Source organism: Streptomyces sp. NEAU-W12 (assembly GCF_026242095.1).
Taxonomy (GTDB): Bacteria; Actinomycetota; Actinomycetes; order Streptomycetales; family Streptomycetaceae; genus Streptomyces.
Genome location: NZ_JAPJDM010000002.1, coordinates 378,255 through 395,379, shown reverse-complemented (window position 1 = coordinate 395,379; position 17,125 = coordinate 378,255). Strand labels below are relative to the sequence as shown.

Genomic DNA, 17,125 nt, shown 5'->3' with positions numbered 1-17,125 from the left:
CCGTATGCGCCAATGCTGCGTGGCGCGCCATGGATACGGCAGGCTGGGGGAATGACGGCGGACGAATGGACTCGGGCAGTGCGGCAGCAGTTGGGGCTGGGCAGGCTTCTGCCGCTGGGCGGACCGCGGGACGGCGCGTGGATCTCCGAGAGGGCCGCCGGGGAGGTTCTGCGGCGCGCGGTGGCGCGGGCTGAGCCGAACGTGCGCCTGGACGGTCTGCGGATCGCGCTCGCCTCTTCACAGGACGCCGGTGAGCCGGTGGTGCCGCCTCCGCCCAGCGCCCTGCCGCCGGGCCCGCTGCGCGTGACGGCCCGGTTCGCGGCCACGGCGGCGGAGCCGCTGCCGGCGACCGCGGACCGGCTGCGGACGGCGTTGGCGCGGGTCGCGGCGGAGCGGATCGGGCTGGTGGTGACGGAGGTCGACCTGCGGGTGACCGGGTTGCTGGACGCAAAGGCCGGGACGGCCGGCCCTGCGACGGAGGGCGGGGTGGAGGACACGGCCGACGGAGCGGCAGTCGGGCCGGCCACCGGACCGGCCGGTGCTCCGCGCGAGGACAGAACCGGTGCCCCCTCCGGCGCCCCGGGGGCCGGTGGGTCCGACGAGGGCCGGGCCGCCGCTGCCGCGCTCGCCGTGCCGGGGGTCTCCCGGTTGACGGACGTGCTCGGCCGCGCGGTGCACCTGGCGTCGTCACCGCAGGCGCCCGGCACCGTCTCCCTGGCCGGCCGGCACGCGCGCGTGGACCTCGCCGTCGGAGCGGACCACCGGGCGCTGGACGTGGCCCGCGCGGTCCGCTCGGCGGTGTCGGCCGCCCTGCCGGACCGCCCGACGGTGGCGGTCCTGGTCACGGCGGTCGACTGACGCCCGCCGGAGCGTCACGGGCTGCTCATTCGCCGAGACCGGCCAGGTCCCGCAGTCGGCGGCCCTGGGCCGCGCGCTCGGCCGCCCGCTGCTCCTCGTACGTACGCCCCGCGGCACCGCTCAGCAGCGCCTTCGTCTCGATCACGGCGTCCCGGGGCGCGGCGAGCAGCGCCGCCGCGAGGTCCCGTACCGCTGCGTCCAGTTCGCCGCCGGGCACGGCGATGTTGGCGAGTCCGGTGTGCACGGCCTCCTCGGCGGTGACGAACCGCCCGGTCACGCAGATCTCCAGCGCGCGGGCGTACCCGACGAGCCCGACCAGCGGATGCGTGCCGGCCAGGTCCGGGACCAGCCCCAGACCGGTCTCGCGCATGGCGAACTGGACGTCGTCGGCGACGACCCGCAGGTCGCAGGCCAGGGCCAGCTGGAAACCGGCCCCGATGGCGTGCCCCTGCACGGCCGCGACGGACACGATGTCGCTGCGCCGCCACCAGGTGAACGCCTCCTGGTAGGCGGCGATGGTCGCGTCGAGATCGGCCTCACTGCCGCGCGCCATCTCGACGAACGACGGATCGCCCTCGATTCCCTCGGGGGTGAGCATCTGGCGGTCGAGCCCGGCGGAGAAGGACTTCCCCTCGCCACGGAGCACCACGACACGCACGGAGCCCGGCAGCAGCCGGCCCGCCTCGGTCAGCGCACGCCACAGAGCGGGGCTCTGCGCGTTGCGCTTGGCCGGGTTGGTCAGCGTCACCGTGGCGATCGCGTCGTCGACGGTGAGCCGTACGCCGTCCTTGTCGAGTACGGGACCGAGGTCCTGGGCGGGCGAAGCCATGGAGCGCCTCCGATGGGTGCGGTCGTCCTCCGTACCGTACGGCGGGACCGGACCCGCCCTGCGGCACAGCTAAGTGACTGCACAGTAACCACCCGCCCGGCCGGTCGGCCGACCGGGTGGCCACCTCGGATCGCGGGCGCCCGGAGGGTCAGGCCGAAGCGGCCTTCTTACCCCGGGTCGCCCCGCCACGCCCTCGGAGCGTGACACCCGACTCGCTGAGCATGCGGTGCACAAAGCCATACGAGCGGCCGGTCTCCTCGGCCAACGCCCGGATGCTCGCACCGGCGTCGTACTTCTTCTTCAGGTCTGCCGCGAGCTTGTCGCGCGCGGCGCCGGTCACCCGGCTGCCCTTCTTCAGAGTCTCGGCCACCCGTGCCTCCTCATGGGAAGTGCGCTCTGGTCCCCTCATGATCACCCCTCTGGGGCCCGATGGCCACCCATTCGGCAAGGTCCGTGCGACGAGGTGGTGACGACAGGAGCGCATCCCCACATGCGGAACGACGCATTCCACGGGGTGCCGCGCACGCCACCGGACGGGTTCCACAGTGAAGTGCCAGGTCAGAGCGGTGTCGCGGCCGAGCCCCGGAGGATCGGAGGCTCGGCCGCGGCACCGGCGCAGGACACACCTGGGTACGAGGGGATCTCACACGAATGATGGATCACCGATGGGCCGAATGATCCATACGCGGTGGATCAGGTCGGCGACCGGCCCCCGCCGAGGGCCCGGCGGTCCGGGGGCCGCTCAGGCGAGGGCGACGAGGTCCGCGTAGTCGGCGCCCCACAGGTCCTCGATGCCGTCCGGCAGCAGGATGATCCGCTCCGGCTGGAGCGCCTCGACGGCGCCCTCGTCGTGCGTGACCAGGACGACGGCGCCCTTGTAGGTGCGCAGCGCGCCGAGGATCTCCTCACGGCTGGCCGGGTCGAGGTTGTTGGTGGGCTCGTCGAGGAGGAGCACGTTCGCCGAGGAGACCACGAGGGTCGCGAGCGCCAGGCGGGTCTTCTCGCCGCCGGAGAGGACACCGGCGGGCTTGTCGACGTCGTCACCGGAGAACAGGAACGAACCGAGCACCTTGCGGACCTCGACGAGGTCCATGTCGGGCGCGGCGGAGCGCATGTTCTCCAGCACCGTGCGGTCCCGGTCGAGGGTCTCGTGCTCCTGGGCGTAGTAGCCGAGCTTGAGCCCGTGGCCGGGTACGACCGTGCCGGTGTCGGGCTGCTCCACTCCGCCGAGGAGGCGCAGCAGGGTGGTCTTGCCGGCGCCGTTGAGACCGAGGATGACGACGCGGGAGCCCTTGTCGATGGCCAGGTCGACGTCGGTGAAGATCTCGAGCGAGCCGTACGACTTCGACAGGCCCTCGGCGGTCAGCGGGGTCCTGCCGCAGGGGGACGGCTCGGGGAAGCGCAGCTTGGCGACCTTGTCGGCCTGGCGGACGCCTTCGAGGCCGGACAGCAGGCGCTCCGCGCGGCGGGCCATGTTCTGCGCGGCGACGGTCTTGGTGGCCTTGGCGCGCATCTTGTCGGCCTGGGCGTTGAGGGCGGCGGCCTTCTTCTCGGCGTTCTGCCGCTCGCGCTTGCGGCGCTTCTCGTCGGCCTCGCGCTGCTGCTGGTAGAGCTTCCAGCCCATGTTGTAGATGTCGATCGTGGAGCGGTTGGCGTCCAGGTAGAACACCTTGTTGACGACCGTCTCGACCAGGTCGACGTCGTGGGAGATGACGATGAAGCCGCCGCGGTAGGTCTTGAGGTAGTCGCGCAGCCAGACGATCGAGTCGGCGTCGAGGTGGTTGGTCGGCTCGTCGAGCAGCAGCGTGTCCGCGTCGGAGAACAGGATGCGGGCCAGCTCGATACGGCGGCGCTGACCGCCGGAGAGCGTGTGCAGCGGCTGGCCGAGCACCCGGTCGGGCAGGTTGAGCGCGGCGGCGATGGTGGCGGCCTCGGCCTCGGCGGCGTACCCGCCCTTGGTGAGGAACTCGGTCTCCTGGCGCTCGTACTGCCTGAGCGCCTTGTCACGGGTGGCGCCCTGGCCGTTGGCGATGCGCTGCTCGTTCTCGCGCATCTTGCGGATCAGGGTGTCCAGCCCGCGGGCGGACAGGACGCGGTCGCGGGCGAGCACGTCGAGGTCGCCGGTGCGGGGGTCCTGGGGGAGGTAGCCGACCTCGCCGGAGCGGGTGACGTTGCCGGCGGCGGGGACGCCCTGGCCGGCGAGGACCTTGGTGAGGGTGGTCTTGCCGGCGCCGTTGCGGCCGACCAGGCCGATGCGGTCGCCCTTGGCGATACGGAAGGTGGCGCTCTCGAGGAGGACACGGGCACCGGCGCGCAGCTCGATGCCGGAGGCGGAGATCACGGACAGGCTCCAGGGCGTTGGGTGGCGGTGGGCGGCTGAGGGCGTTCCCGCCGTCTAATGCGCGAGGAGAATGGCCATGGGAGCCATTCTAACGGGGCCGCGCAACCTCTTTTCCGGCGCGCGGATGTGCGGCGCCCCCGGCCCGGCGGGCCGGGGGCGTTGTCGGTGGGGGGTGCCAGACTGGGCGACAGGTCGAATTTCTGGCGATCTTCCGGTGATTGTCCGGTTGTGGGACACAAGGGGTGATGACCATGGCAGGCACGGGCGGCGGGCGTCCGAGCATCTTTCCGGCCCTGCTGTACGCGGACGCGAAGGCGGCGATCCGGCAGCTCACCGAGGCCTTCGGGTTCACCGAACTGTCCGTGTACGAGGACGAGGGCGGCGGCGTGGCCCACGCCGAACTGGTGCAGGGAAACGGCGCGGTGATGCTGGGATCCAAGGGCACCGGCAGCGCGTTCGACAAGGCGATGGAGGGCTCGGGTCCGGTCGGGGTCTACGTCGTCGTGGACGACGTGGACGCGCATCACCGGCGGGCGGTCGAGCAGGGCGCGGAGATCCTGATGCCCCCGACGGACCAGGACCACGGCTCGCGGGACTACATGGCCCGCGACATCGAGGGCACCATCTGGAGCTTCGGCACGTACGCGCCCGAGACGGGGGTGTGAGCGGGGAGGGCTGCGCGGGGGGCCGCGCCGAGGGGCGGGGAGCGTCGGGGCGGCCGACGTCCCGCAGGACCGCGCGGGCGGTCCTGTGCGGGACGTGCGGGCGGTCCTGCGGGACGCGCGGGGTGCCGGTGTCAGCTTCCGGTGTGCACCTGGAAGGCGGCCCGGCGGACGGCCTTGGCCAGGGCCGGGTCGGGGTGCGCGGCGGCCAGGGCGACCAGGACCTGGACGGTGCGCGGGTGTCCGACGGCACGCACCTCGTTCAGCAGCGCGGGGACCGTGGGCTGGACCGCGGACTCCAGATGCCGTACCAGCAGCGGAGCCTCCCCGTGGTCGGCGACCGCCGCGGCGGTGTCCACCCACAGCCAGGTGGCCTCCGACCGGGTGAGGACCTCGTGGGCCTCCTCGGGGTCGGCGCCGTCGTGCTCGGCGAGCCACAGCAGGGCGTAGGGCCGCAGGGTCGGCTCGTCGTGGACGGCGCGGACCTCGGGTTCGGCGGGGGCACCGACGACCCGCAGCGCCTCGAAGGCGAGGCCGCGCAGCAGGGCGTCCTCGCCGCGGGCGGCGTCGAGCAGTTGGGTGACGGCGCTGCCCACCGGCCGGGCGGCGAGCCAGGCGCGGTACTCGGCGCGGGCGGCGTTGGGACGCAGCTGGGCGCAGCCGCGGAGCATGTCCTCGGCACCCTGCTCGATGTTTCCGGCGGGGCTCTGGGCGGCGACGCAGATCTGCTCCAGCTTGACCCAGACCGCCCAGCTGCCGAGCGGGGTGAGGGTGGCCTGTCCCTCGCCGTAGGTGAGAGCGCCCACGGCGGCGAGGGCGCACAGGGCCCAGTCGAGGAGCGGGGCGAGCGCGGCGGCGTCGGCACCCGGCCCGGTGGGGGCGGAGGGGGGCGCGAGGACGGGCGCCGCCGGTCCGAGCCGGGGCTCGGGCAGGGCCTCGGGCGACGGCTCGGGGTGGGCGGGGCCGGAGGAGCGGGGCCCGTAGTCGACCTCGCAGCGTTCCGTGCGCAGTTCGGTGACCCGCTGCTGCAGGAGGTCGAGAAGCTGCGGGACGGGAACCGGGCCGGCCGACAGCTGGAGGAAGGAGAGCACCTGCGGCATGGCCGAGACGACCTCGCTCACGGCGGCGGGCTCATGGCCCTCGGGCTCCGGGTGGGCGAGCGACCAGGCGTCGAACAGAGCGACCCAGCCGCGCAGCACGGCGCTGTCGTCGCGGTTCCAGGCGCGCAGCCGCCAGCCGGGGCGGGCGGTGTCGCCGTGCACCTCGACCAGGCCGGCGAGCCGGGCCGTGTCCCAGTCGGCGCGGACCTGAGCCGGGGTCAGGCCCAGCTCGTCGGCCGCCCATTCGGCGGTCGCGTCGGAGAGGATGGCCTGGCCGGTGGCGGTGGCGCTGCCCCGGCCGGGGCCCAGGGCCGCGTCGGCCCAGCGGGCGACGCGGGCCGCACCGGCCAGACCGGAGCGCGCCATGCGGGCCAGCTCCGCGGGGGCCGGTGTGCCTTCCGGCGGGCGTGGCGCGGGGCGGCGCGAGCGCTGTTGGTTCATCGCCCTGGGGGCGGCGGCCAGGGGTCGCGGGCGGACAAGTCGAAGTCTGGAGTCGCGCGGGATACGGGACGTCACGGGTGCAGTCTCGCGGTTGACGGTCCGAAAACCCAAACGGAATGTCATACGCGGCGAGGGGGAAGGCCGACGCACCGGGGCGCACGGACGGTCGGAGGAGGGAAACGGGCCGGGAGAGGCCGGGGACACGCCGCGGAGCGGAATCCCGGCGGCGGCCCGCGGAGCGGCGGCCGCGGCCGTCCCGCGGGCCGCCGCCGGGGTGGCCGGCGCGGTGCCCGGCGGTCACATGAAAGGGGTGAGGAAGCGGCGCAGCGCCTCTTCGTAGGTGTGCGGGTCGGCGTTCCACATCGCGCCGTGCGGAGCGTTGTCGACCGTGTGCAGGGTGACCGTGTTGGGCTGGGCGGCGGCCAGGCGGCGGGAGGGCAGCCAGGGGGCCACCGTGTCGCCGGGGCCGTGGACGATCAGCGTGGGAACGCCGACGCGCTCCGGCCCCGGGGCGCCCGGGTGATGACCACCGTGGTGGTGGCCGGGATGGCCGGTGCGGCCCTGGGCCGCGCGGACCGCCAGCGGCAGCAGCGCGCCGGGCGTACGGCGGGCGGTGGCGAGGGCCCGGAGCGTCGATTCCCAGCTGAGCACCGGGGAGTCGAGGACCAGCCCGGCGACGTGGTCGCGCAGCCCGGAGCGGGCGGCGGCGCGCAGTGCCATGGTCGCGCCGGTGGACCAGCCGAGCAGGACGACCTGCCGGGCGCCGGCGTCCACCGCGTACCTGATCGCCGCGTCGAGGTCGCGCCACTCGGTCTCGCCGAGGTGGCCGAGGCCGTCGGGCGAGCGCGGCGCACACCGGTCGCCCCGGTAGGCGGGGGCGAGCACCGGGAAGTGGTGCCGGTGCAGGAACTCCATGAGGTTCATGGTGTGTTCCCGGGTGGTGCCGAGTCCGTGCACCGCCAGCACCCAGGTGTCCCGGACGCCCGGCACGAACCAGGCGGGGAGGGGGCCGAGTTCGCCGGGGACGTCCACGTCGGTGTGGTCCAGGCCCAGGGCGGCCCCCGGGTCGCCGACGTAGAGGTTCGGGGTGAACCGGACCCGGTCGCCGGGCTCGAGCGTGCCCCGTACGACGCGTTCGACCCGGCGTACGACGGTGTCGGCGGAGGACGGAACGCCGTCCAGGACGGGTCCGACGACCGCGTGTGCGCCGTCACCGGCGAGGCCGTAGCGACCGGGCCGCAGCGCGGCGAGGTGGCGGGTGAGGGTGACCTGTCCGGCGGCGATGCCGTGCACGGTGAGCCGGGGCTCGGTGGGCAGGGGTCTGCCCGGCGGCGCCTTGAGGGCTGCGTCGCTGGCAAGCCTGCCGACCGCCACCGCGGCGGCGGAGGCCCCTATCACGGCGGTGACGGCAGCGGCCGTCGCTCTGACAGTACGCACCCACTCAGTGTCCCGGCGGACCGGCCGCCCGGCCACCCCGGCGGTTGCCCGGGACCGGACTGCCGGGTACGCCGAGGCACCGGGCCGGGCGGCAACCGGGGCGCCCGGACGCCGGGGCGCCGAGCCGCCGAGGGCGCGGTCGCGGTCGCGCGGTCGCCCCGCCGGTGGACGCCCCGCCGCGGGAGACGCCGCCGGCGGCCGGCCGCTCCGGGCCACACCACCGGCGCCCTCCGATACCGGCCGGTCCGGCCTCGCTGCCCGTGGACCCGTGAGCCCGCGGCCGGTCCGGGGGGCTTCCGCCGGCCGGCAGGCCCGGAAACCAGCCACCCGGCCGGTGGACGCCCCACCGGTGGACGCCCCACCGGTGGAGACGCCAGTGGCGGCCGGCCGCTCCGGGCGGCCGCCACCGCCGCCCGCCGGTCAGCCGTACTGGCCGTAGCTCTGCAGGCGGTGCGTGACCTCTGCGAGCCGGTCGGCCGACAGGAGGTTCGGGGAGCGGCCGGGGACGGACGAGGCGGTCAGCCAGAGCCTGCACATCCACTCCAGCTGGGCGGTGCGGTCGTAGGCCTGGTCGAGGGTCGTGCCGTGGGTGACGGTGCCGTGGTTCTGGAGGAGGCAGCCGGTGCGGTCCTCGAGGGCGCGCAGCATGTTCCCGGCCAGTTCGTCGGTGCCGTAGGTCGCGTACGGGGCCACCCGTACGGGGCCGCCGAGCGCGGCGGCCATGTAGTGGATCGGGGGGAGTTCGTCGACGAGCGTGGAGACGGCCGTCGCGTGCACGGCGTGGGTGTGCACCACCGCGCGGGCGCCGGTCGTGCGGTACACCGCGAGATGCATGGGCAGCTCGCTGGTCGGGACCAGGGTGCCGAGGACCTGCCGGCCGGTGAGGTCGACGCCGGTGACGTCGTCCGGCGCCAGCCGGTCGTAGGGCACGCCGGAGGGGGTGACCAGCACGGTCTCCCCCACCCGCAGGGAGACGTTGCCGGAGGTCCCGACGACGAGCCCGTCCGCGACGGTCCTGCGGGCCGTCCCGACGAGGACGGTCCAGGCGCGGGCCTCCTCGTCGCTCGCCTGCCGCCCCCGCCGCTTCCTCGCGCCCCGCCGGTCGACCTGTCGCTCAGCCATGCCGTGATCCTGCCGGGTGACCGGAATCTCTTCAACGGCGTGCCTTCCGCCCCCGACTGCCCGTCCGCACCCGTCTCCGGCCGGCCATGGAGCCGTCGGATTCATCACAGTCACCCCAATGCCCATCCCAGTTCATCTTCCGTTCATCCAGGTTGCCTACGTTCAACGCGCCAATGACTTCGAACGATTGCCTGGGTAAATGGAAAGCTTCTCGCTGATCCTCGCGATTGTGGTGGTAACCGCACTCGCGTTCGATTTCACGAACGGTTTCCACGACACCGCGAACGCGATGGCGACGACCATTTCGACCGGTGCTCTCAAGCCCAAGGTGGCGGTGGCCATGTCCGCCGTCCTCAACCTGGTGGGCGCCTTCCTCTCCGTGGAGGTCGCCAACACGATCTCCAAGGGCCTCGTCGACGAGGCCGGCATCCGTCCCGAGGTCATCTTCGCCGCACTGGTCGGCGCGATCCTCTGGAACCTCCTGACCTGGCTGGTCGGTCTGCCGTCCAGTTCCTCGCACGCCCTGATGGGCGGCCTGATCGGCGCCACCGTCGCCTCGGCGGGCTTCGGCGCGGTGCACGGCGACGTCCTGGTCACCAAGGTGCTGATCCCCGCGATCGCCGCGCCGCTGGTCGCCGGCCTGGCCGCGATGTTCGCGACCCGGCTGACCTACCGCATGGGCCGCCGGTCGGCCGACAGCAAGGCCTCCGAGAAGGGGTACCGGGCCGGACAGATCGCCTCGGCCGGCCTGGTCTCCCTGGCCCACGGCACCAACGACGCCCAGAAGACCATGGGCATCATCACCCTGGCCCTGGTCGCCGGCGGCACCCTCGCCCCGGACTCCGACCCGCCGATGTGGGTCATCCTCTCCGCGGGCATCGCCATCGCGCTCGGCACCTACCTCGGCGGCTGGCGCATCATCCGCACCATGGGCAAGGGCCTGACCGACCTCCAGCCGCAGCAGGGCTTCGCCGCCCAGACGAGCGCCGCGACGGTCATCCTGGCCTCCTCCCACCTCGGTTTCTCCCTGTCCACCACGCACTCGGTCTCCGGTTCGGTGATGGGTGCGGGCCTGGGCCGCAAGGGCGGTGTGGTCCGCTGGTCGACGGCCACCCGGATGTTCGTCGCCTGGGGTCTGACGCTGCCGGCGGCGGCCCTGGTCGCGGCGATCGCCGAGTGGGTCTGCGGCTTCGGCGGCTGGGGCACCGCCCTCGTCGCCGTCTTCCTGGTCGGATCCAGCGCGGCGATCTGGAAGATCTCCCGGCGCGAGGTCGTCGACCACACCAACGTGAACGGCACCGACGAGACGGACGAGGAGCAGGGCGGCGTCGTGACCGCGGCCATGGCCGCGGTGGCCACCCCGCCGGCGGGCCACGTGAGCGACGAGCTCTCGGCCACCGTCCCGGCCCCCGCCGACCCGACGGCCCCTCCGGCCAGGACCACGGTCTGACCCCCCAGCAGGACGCGAAGGAAGAAGAGCACCATGAAGATCGACTGGGCCGCCCTCGGTTCCGTCTTCGGCGTCAGCCTCGTGGTCACCGTGGCCCTGGTGGCCCTGTTCACCCTGGGCATCACCGGCCTGTCCCGCCGTGAACGGGCCGCGGCCCGGGGCGGGTCCGCGGTCCTCGCGGTCACCGGCGCCTACGCCTGCTTCGCGGCGTGCGCGGCGGCGGTGGCGTACGGGATCTACCTGATCATGGCCTGACGGCCCGTCCGACGGGCGGTGCGGGGCGCGTCGCCTCCGCACCGCCCGTTCGTCGTGCCCGTGCCGCCTTCGGGGTTCACCCCCCGGAAGCCCTCTGTGGGCCTCGGCACACTTCAGCCCCGCAGGTCAACGGCAAGTTGACGGTTCTTCCGGACCATGGTGGACTGCCGGAGCCAATACGGGCGGCAGGAGAGGAAGCCGGTGCGATTCCGGCGCGGTCCCGCCACTGTCACCGGGGTGAACCACCCCGGGAGCCAGGAACTCTCGCCGCCGGTCTCGTCGAACCAGGGCGCGGACACCCTGAGTGAGGACATATCGCCATGCCCGGCTGCCTGTCGAGGTCGACCAGCGACACCCCGCCCCCGCTCGGGGCCACCGCCCGCACCGGATCCCTCCCCGGTTGAACCCATGGGTGGCGATCGCGCGTTCGCGTACGGCGCCGCTGCCGGCCTCCTCGGCGACCTCCTCCTCGGCGATCCCCGCCGCGGGCATCCGGTCGCCGCTTTCGGACGGGCCGCGGCTGCCGTGGAACACATGCTGTGGCGGGACGACCGGGGCCGGGGCGCGCTGCACACCGCCGTCTGCGTCGGCGGGGCCGTCGCTCTGGGGAGCCTGGCCGCACGCTGCGTACGGTCCTCCCCCGCCGCCTCGGTGGCCCTGACCGGCGCGGCCACCTGGGCCGTCGTCGGAGGGACGTCGCTGGCCCAAGAGGCCCGCGCCGTCGGGCGCGCCCTGGAGTCCGGGGACCTCGCGGCGGCGCGGGCACGGCTGCCGCACCTGTGCGGGCGGGACCCGCAGGCGCTGGACGCCGACGGGATCGCCCGCGCGGTCGTGGAGTCCGTCGCCGAGAACACCTCCGACGCCGTGGTGGGCGCCCTGGTGTGGGGGGCCGTCGCCGGTGTGCCGGGGCTGCTCGGGTTCCGGGCCGTCAACACCCTGGACGCCATGGTCGGCCACAGGTCCCCCCGCCACCTGCGGTACGGCTGGGCCTCCGCGCGCCTCGACGACGTCGCCGGGTGGCCCGGAGCGCGACTGACCGCCGTCCTCGCCTCGGCGGCCGGGCCGGACCCCCGGGGAGCGGTGCGGGCCTGGCGCGCGGATGCCGCCGGTCATCCGAGTCCCAACGCAGGGCCCGTGGAGGCGTCCTTCGCGGGCGCGCTCGGCGTGCGGCTCGGCGGGACGCTGTCCTACGCCGGGCGGGTCGAGCACCGGCCCGTCCTCAACGGCGGCGGCCGTGCCGTGACCGTGGCGGACATCGACCGCGCGGTGCGGCTCTCGCGCCGCATCGGCTGGCTGGCGCTCGGTGCCGGCGCCGTCGCACGGCCCGCGGTGCGAGCGGTGACACGGTCGGTGATGCGGACGGCACGCCGTGGGAACCGTGGGAAGGGACGTACGTCATGAGCGGTGGGGGCCTGCTGGTCGCCGGTACGACATCGGACGCCGGCAAGAGCGTGGTGACCGCCGGGATCTGCCGGTGGCTCGTACGGCAGGGCGTCAAGGTCGCGCCGTTCAAGGCGCAGAACATGTCGCTGAACTCGTTCGTGACGCGGGAGGGCGCCGAGATCGGCCGGGCGCAGGCCATGCAGGCCCAGGCCTGCCGGGTGGAGCCGCACGCGCTGATGAACCCGGTGCTGCTCAAGCCCGGCGGGGAACGGAGCAGCCAGGTCGTCCTGCTGGGCCGGGCGGTCGGCGAGCTGAGCGCGCGCGGCTACCACGGCGGGCGGCAGCAGCAGCTCCTGGGCACGGTGCTGGACTGTCTCGCGCAGTTGCGGGGCACGTATGACGCGGTGATCTGTGAAGGGGCCGGCAGCCCGGCCGAGATAAATCTGCGGCGCACCGACATCGTCAACATGGGGATCGCGAGGAACGCCGGGCTCCCCGTCCTCGTCGTCGGCGACATCGACCGCGGCGGCGTCTTCGCCTCCTTCTTCGGCACCGTCGCGCTGCTCTCCCCCGAGGACCAGGAACTGGTCGCCGGGTTCCTGGTGAACAAGTTCCGGGGCGATGTGTCACTCCTCGAACCGGGCCTGGACATGCTGCACGGTCTGACCGGGCGGCGCACCTACGGCGTGCTGCCCTTCCGCCACGGGCTCGGCATCGACGAGGAGGACGGGCTGGCCGTGTCCCTGCGGGGCGCCGTGCGGGAGTCCGCGGTCACCGCGCCGGTCGGCGAGGACGTGCTGCGGGTCGCCGTGTGCGCGGTGCCGCTGATGTCCAACTTCACGGACGTGGACGCGCTGGCCGCCGAACCGGGCGTCGTGGTCCGCTTCGTGGACCGGCCCGAGGAACTGGCCGACGCCGACCTCGTGGTGGTGCCGGGCACGCGCGGCACCGTACGGGCGCTCCAGTGGCTGCGGGAGCGCGGACTCGCCGACGCGCTGAGACGGCGGGCGGCCGAGGGGCGGCCCGTGCTCGGGATCTGCGGCGGCTTCCAGATCCTCGGCGAGCGCATCGAGGACGACGTGGAGAGCCGCGCCGGCCGGGTCGACGGGCTCGGCATCCTGCCCGTACGGGTCCGGTTCGCGCGGGAGAAGACGCTCGCACGGCCCGTCGGGCAGGCCCTCGGGGAGCCCGTCGAGGGCTACGAGATCCATCACGGGGTCGCCGACGTGCGGGGAGGTGAGGTGTTCCTCTCCGACGAGCGAGGGCACGGCCTGGACGGCTGCCGGGTCGAAGCGGCCTGGGGCACGCACTGGCACGGCTCGCTGGAGTCGGACGGTTTCCGCCGGGCCTTCCTGCGCGAGGTGGCCGCCGCCGCGGGGCGCCGTTTCGTGCCGGCCCCCGACACCTCGTTCGCCGCGCTGCGCGAGGAGCAGCTCGACCGGCTCGGCGACCTGATCGAACAGCACGCGGACACGGACGCGCTGTGGCGGCTCATCGAGTCCGGCGCGCCGCAAGGACTGCCTTTCATTCCACCGGGAGCGCCTGCATGAGCACAGTGTTGTTGTTGTCGACCGCCGACACCGATCTGCTGGCGGCCCGCGCCGCCACCGGCGCGTCCTACCGGATCGGCAACCCGACCCGCGTGGACGTGACGGCCGGGCTGCCCGCGCTGCTGGACGGCGCGGACCTCGCCGTCGTACGGCTGCTGGGCGGCAGGCGTGCCTGGGAGGACGGGCTCGCGGCGCTCAGGGCGTCCGGGATCCCGACGGTGCTGCTCGGCGGGGAGACCGTGCCGGACGCGGAGCTGATGGCCGAGTCGTCGGTGCCCGCGGGTGTCGTGGCGGAGGCGCTGAAGTACCTCGTGGAGGGCGGCCCGGACAACCTGACCGAGCTGGCCCGGTTCCTGTCGGACACCGTCCTGCTCACCGGCGAGGGGTTCGAACAGCCCCGGAAGATGCCGGAGTACGGCGTCCACGGCGCCCGCGCCGTACGGGAGGGCCGCCCGACCGTCGGCGTGCTCTTCTACCGGGCCCATGAACTGAGCGGCAACACCGCCTTCGTGGACACCCTGTGCGACGCGATCGAGGCGTGCGGCGCCAACGCCCTGCCGGTGTACTGCGGTTCGTTGCGCGGCGCCGACGCCGGACTGTACGAGATCCTCGGACGGGCGGACACACTGGTCGCCACGGTGCTCGCGGCCGGCGGCACGCACGCCTCGCAGGCGTCGGCGGGCGGCGACGAGGAGGCCTGGGACATCGGTGCCCTCGCCGACCTGGACGTGCCGGTGCTGCAGGGGCTGTGCCTGACCTCGTCGCGGGCCGCCTGGGAGGCGTCGGACGCCGCCCTCTCCCCCATGGACGCGGCGATGCAGGTCGCCATCCCGGAGTTCGACGGCCGCCTGGTCACGGTCCCGTTCTCCTTCAAGGAGCAGGGTCCCGAAGACGTCCCGGTCTACGTCGCCGACCCCGAGCGGGCCGCGCGCGTCGCCGGGATCGCCGTGCGGCACGCGGCGCTGAAGCACAAGGCGAACGCCGAGAAGAAGCTCGCGCTGGTCTTCACCGCGTACCCGACCAAGCACTCGCGCGTCGGCAACGCCGTCGGCCTGGACACCCCCGCCTCTGCGGTGCGGGTGCTGGACGCGCTGCGGGACGCCGGCTACGCGCTCACCGACTACCCCGCCGGCGGCGACGAGCTGATCCACCGGCTCATCGCGGCGGGCGGCCACGACGTCGAGTGGCTGACGGAGGACCAGCTGGCGGCCGCGCCCGCACGGGTGCCGCTGGCGGACTACCGGGCGTGGTTCCGGACGCTGGACCCTGCGCTGCGGGAGGCGATGACCGAGGCGTGGGGGGAGCCGCCGGGCTCGCTGTACGTCGACGGCGACGACATCGTGCTGGCCTCGCTCCGGTTCGGGAACGTCGTGGTGATGATCCAGCCGCCGCGCGGCTTCGGCGAGAACCCCATCGCGATCTACCACGACCCCGACATGCCTCCGTCGCACCACTACCTGGCCGCCTACCGCTGGCTGGAGAACAGTTTCGGCGCCGACGCGATCGTGCACATGGGCAAGCACGGCACGATGGAGTGGCTGCCCGGCAAGGGCCTCGGGCTGAGCGCGGGCTGCGCTCCGGACGCCGTCCTCGGCGACCTCCCGCTGATCTACCCCTTCATCGTCAACGACCCCGGTGAGGGCACCCAGGCCAAGCGGCGCGGGCACGCGACGGTGGTCGATCACCTCGTCCCGCCGATGGCGCGTGCCGACACCTACGGCGACCTGGCGAAACTGGAGCAGCTCCTCGACGAGTACGCGCTGGTCTCCGACCTGGACCCGGAGAAGGCTCCGGCGGTACGGGCGCAGATCTGGACCCTGGTCAAGGCCGCCGAGCTCCACCACGACCTGCATGTGGACGACCAGCCGGACGACGACGACTTCGACTCGTTCGTCATGCACATCGACGGCTATCTGTGCGAGATCAAGGACGTGCAGATCCGCGACGGACTGCACGTCCTCGGCGGCGGTCCGGTCGGCGAGCCGCGCGTCAACCTGGTGCTCGCCGTGCTGCGCGCCTCCCAGGTGTGGGGCGGGCAGGCGAACGCGCTGCCGGGCCTGCGGGCCTCGCTCGCCGAGCACTTCGGGCTGGTGGAGAAGGAGTTGCTGGCCGAGCCCGGCGCCCCGGTGAAGGTACCGGTGGAGCTGACGGAACGGGTGGACGGCCCGGCCCGCTCGGCCGCCGACGCGGTCGACCTGCTGGAGCGGCTGTGCCGGCGGATCGCGGAGGGCATGGAGGAGCGCGGCTGGGCGGTCGAGGAGGGCGGGCCGCTGGTGCGCGAGGTGCTGGGCGCCGACCTCCCGGCCGCGGTGGCCGTGGTGGAGTTCGCCTGCACCGAGGTCGTGCCGCGGCTCGCCCGGACGACCGACGAGATCGGGCACATCCTGCGCGCGCTGGACGGCGGTTACGTCCCGGCGGGCCCGTCGGGTTCACCGACGCGCGGGCTGGTCAACGTCCTGCCGACCGGCCGGAACTTCTACTCCGTCGACCCCAAGGCGATCCCGTCCCGGCTGAGCTGGGAGGTCGGCCAGTCGCTGGCGGACTCGCTGGTCCAGCGGTATCTGCAGGACACCGGCGAGTACCCGAAGTCGGTCGGCCTGACGGTGTGGGGCACGTCCGCGATGCGCACCCAGGGCGACGACATCGCCGAGATCCTGGCGCTGCTGGGCTGCCGTCCGGTGTGGGACGACGCGTCGCGCCGGGTGACCGGCTTCGAGGTGGTCCCCCTCGAGGAGCTGGGCCGGCCGCGCATCGACGTCACGGTCCGCATCTCCGGGTTCTTCCGGGACGCCTTCCCGCACGTGGTCGGGCTGATCGACGACGCGGTACGGGCGGTGGCCGAGCTGGACGAGGCCGCGGAGTCGAATTTCGTGAAGGCGCATGCCGACGCGGACACCGCCGAGCACGGCGACCGGCGCCGGGCCACCGCCCGCATCTTCGGCTCCAAGCCGGGCGCGTACGGTGCCGGCCTGCTGCCGCTGATCGACGCCCGCAACTGGCGCTCCGACGCGGACCTCGCCGAGGTGTACGCGGTGTGGGGCGGTTACGCCTACGGGCGCGGGCTCGACGGGCGGGCGGCGCGCGGCGACATGGAGACGGCGTTCAAGCGGATCGCGGTCGCGGCGAAGAACGTCGACACGCGCGAGCACGATCTCGTCGACGCGGACGACTACTTCCAGTACCACGGCGGCATGGTCGCGATGGTGCGGCACCTGACGGGCGCGAGCCCGGAGGCGTACGTCGGCGACTCGGCGACCCCGGACCAGGTGAAGACGCGCACCCTCGGGGAGGAAACGCACAGGGTTTTCCGTGCCCGCGTGGTCAACCCCCGCTGGATGAGCGCCATGAGGCGGCACGGCTACAAGGGCGCCTTCGAGATGGCGGCCACCGTTGACTACCTCTTCGGCTATGACGCCACGGCGGGCGTCGTGGACGACTGGATGTACGAGCGACTTGCGGTGGAGTACGTGTTCTCGGCGGAGAACCAGGACTTCATGCGGAAGTCCAACCCCTGGGCTTTGAGGGGCATCACCGAACGCTTGCTGGAGGCAGCCGACCGAGGGCTGTGGGCGGAGCCGGACCAGGAGACCCTGGACCGGCTCCGGGCGACCTACCTCGAACTCGAGGGCGACCTGGAGGGAGAGCAGTGACCCCCGCCCCATTCCCGCGTGGGCGGGGAGCAGGCAGGCGCCGTCCA

13 protein-coding genes and 1 riboswitch are annotated in these 17,125 nt (G+C 73.8%); of the genes, 7 read left to right on the top strand and 6 right to left on the bottom strand.

What is annotated here, in order from left to right; translation table 11 throughout:
- Positions 1-51 precede the first annotated feature (51 nt).
- Positions 52-858 (top strand): nucleopolyhedrovirus P10 family protein, encoded by an 807-nt coding sequence (locus tag ORI94_RS04005; protein WP_266072428.1) that lies wholly within the window; start codon positions 52-54, stop codon positions 856-858.
- Between the two features lie 25 nt (positions 859-883).
- On the opposite strand, the gene ORI94_RS04000 is transcribed toward ORI94_RS04005, so the two are convergent.
- The 3 genes from ORI94_RS04000 to ORI94_RS03990 all read right to left on the bottom strand — a co-directional run bounded on the left by ORI94_RS04000 (position 884) and on the right by ORI94_RS03990 (position 4,028).
- Positions 884-1,687 carry an enoyl-CoA hydratase/isomerase family protein gene (locus ORI94_RS04000; protein WP_266072426.1) on the bottom strand — a complete coding sequence of 268 codons (804 nt, stop codon included), beginning with the start codon at positions 1,685-1,687 and terminating at the stop codon, positions 884-886.
- Between the two features lie 148 nt (positions 1,688-1,835).
- Complete coding sequence (locus ORI94_RS03995) at positions 1,836-2,057, bottom strand: helix-turn-helix domain-containing protein (RefSeq protein WP_018567695.1); 222 nt, start codon at positions 2,055-2,057, stop codon at positions 1,836-1,838.
- Positions 2,058-2,429: 372 nt separating this feature from the next.
- A complete protein-coding gene (locus ORI94_RS03990; RefSeq protein ID WP_266072419.1) occupies positions 2,430-4,028 on the bottom strand; it encodes an ABC-F family ATP-binding cassette domain-containing protein in 1,599 nt (532 codons plus the stop codon).
- A gap of 251 nt (positions 4,029-4,279) precedes the next feature.
- Between ORI94_RS03990 and ORI94_RS03985 the strand changes: the two genes are divergently transcribed.
- On the top strand, positions 4,280-4,693 hold the full coding sequence (locus tag ORI94_RS03985; RefSeq protein WP_266072417.1) for a VOC family protein: 414 nt from the start codon (positions 4,280-4,282) through the stop codon (positions 4,691-4,693).
- A 131-nt stretch (positions 4,694-4,824) separates the two neighbouring features.
- Here the strand turns inward: ORI94_RS03985 and ORI94_RS03980 are convergent, their stop codons facing one another.
- From ORI94_RS03980 to ORI94_RS03970, 3 genes are all read right to left on the bottom strand, one after another.
- Entirely contained in the window at positions 4,825-6,231 is a 1,407-nt protein-coding gene (locus ORI94_RS03980) for a hypothetical protein (RefSeq protein ID WP_416237768.1), read from the bottom strand.
- Positions 6,232-6,528: 297 nt separating this feature from the next.
- Positions 6,529-7,668 (bottom strand): alpha/beta hydrolase, encoded by a 1,140-nt coding sequence (locus tag ORI94_RS03975; protein ID WP_266072413.1) that lies wholly within the window; start codon positions 7,666-7,668, stop codon positions 6,529-6,531.
- Positions 7,669-8,088: 420 nt separating this feature from the next.
- The gene (locus ORI94_RS03970; RefSeq protein WP_266072411.1) at positions 8,089-8,790 is read right to left on the bottom strand and encodes a class II aldolase/adducin family protein; all 702 of its coding nucleotides are present in this window, start codon (positions 8,788-8,790) and stop codon (positions 8,089-8,091) included.
- A 199-nt stretch (positions 8,791-8,989) separates the two neighbouring features.
- Between ORI94_RS03970 and ORI94_RS03965 the strand changes: the two genes are divergently transcribed.
- The 5 genes from ORI94_RS03965 to cobN all read left to right on the top strand — a co-directional run bounded on the left by ORI94_RS03965 (position 8,990) and on the right by cobN (position 17,078).
- On the top strand, positions 8,990-10,240 hold the full coding sequence (locus tag ORI94_RS03965; RefSeq protein ID WP_266072410.1) for an inorganic phosphate transporter: 1,251 nt from the start codon (positions 8,990-8,992) through the stop codon (positions 10,238-10,240).
- Positions 10,241-10,273: 33 nt separating this feature from the next.
- On the top strand, positions 10,274-10,495 hold the full coding sequence (locus ORI94_RS03960; RefSeq protein ID WP_266072408.1) for a hypothetical protein: 222 nt from the start codon (positions 10,274-10,276) through the stop codon (positions 10,493-10,495).
- A gap of 124 nt (positions 10,496-10,619) precedes the next feature.
- Positions 10,620-10,782, top strand: a riboswitch (cobalamin riboswitch).
- Between the two features lie 121 nt (positions 10,783-10,903).
- Positions 10,904-11,896 carry a cobalamin biosynthesis protein gene (locus tag ORI94_RS03955; RefSeq protein ID WP_266072406.1) on the top strand — a complete coding sequence of 331 codons (993 nt, stop codon included), beginning with the start codon at positions 10,904-10,906 and terminating at the stop codon, positions 11,894-11,896.
- Positions 11,893-13,428 (top strand): cobyric acid synthase, encoded by a 1,536-nt coding sequence (locus ORI94_RS03950; protein WP_266072405.1) that lies wholly within the window; start codon positions 11,893-11,895, stop codon positions 13,426-13,428. Before ORI94_RS03955 ends, ORI94_RS03950 begins: the two co-directional genes overlap by 4 nt.
- A complete protein-coding gene (gene cobN / locus ORI94_RS03945) occupies positions 13,425-17,078 on the top strand; it encodes a cobaltochelatase subunit CobN (RefSeq protein WP_266072403.1) in 3,654 nt (1,217 codons plus the stop codon). The genes ORI94_RS03950 and cobN overlap by 4 nt, the downstream gene beginning before the upstream one ends.
- Positions 17,079-17,125 lie beyond the last annotated feature (47 nt).

Excerpts from the sequence above, each read along its gene's own strand:
- ORI94_RS03970 (WP_266072411.1), bottom strand. The coding sequence starts at position 8,790 with ATGGCTGAGCGACAGGTCGACCGGCGGGGCGCGAGGAAGCGGCGGGGG.
- ORI94_RS03950 (WP_266072405.1), top strand. The coding sequence starts at position 11,893 with ATGAGCGGTGGGGGCCTGCTGGTCGCCGGTACGACATCGGACGCCGGC.
- ORI94_RS03960 (WP_266072408.1), top strand. The coding sequence starts at position 10,274 with ATGAAGATCGACTGGGCCGCCCTCGGTTCCGTCTTCGGCGTCAGCCTC.
- cobN (WP_266072403.1), top strand. The coding sequence starts at position 13,425 with ATGAGCACAGTGTTGTTGTTGTCGACCGCCGACACCGATCTGCTGGCG.
- ORI94_RS03955 (WP_266072406.1), top strand. The coding sequence starts at position 10,904 with ATGGGTGGCGATCGCGCGTTCGCGTACGGCGCCGCTGCCGGCCTCCTC.
- ORI94_RS04005 (WP_266072428.1), top strand. The coding sequence starts at position 52 with ATGACGGCGGACGAATGGACTCGGGCAGTGCGGCAGCAGTTGGGGCTG.
- ORI94_RS03965 (WP_266072410.1), top strand. The coding sequence starts at position 8,990 with ATGGAAAGCTTCTCGCTGATCCTCGCGATTGTGGTGGTAACCGCACTC.
- ORI94_RS03985 (WP_266072417.1), top strand. The coding sequence starts at position 4,280 with ATGGCAGGCACGGGCGGCGGGCGTCCGAGCATCTTTCCGGCCCTGCTG.
- ORI94_RS04000 (WP_266072426.1), bottom strand. The coding sequence starts at position 1,687 with ATGGCTTCGCCCGCCCAGGACCTCGGTCCCGTACTCGACAAGGACGGC.
- ORI94_RS03980 (WP_416237768.1), bottom strand. The coding sequence starts at position 6,231 with ATGAACCAACAGCGCTCGCGCCGCCCCGCGCCACGCCCGCCGGAAGGC.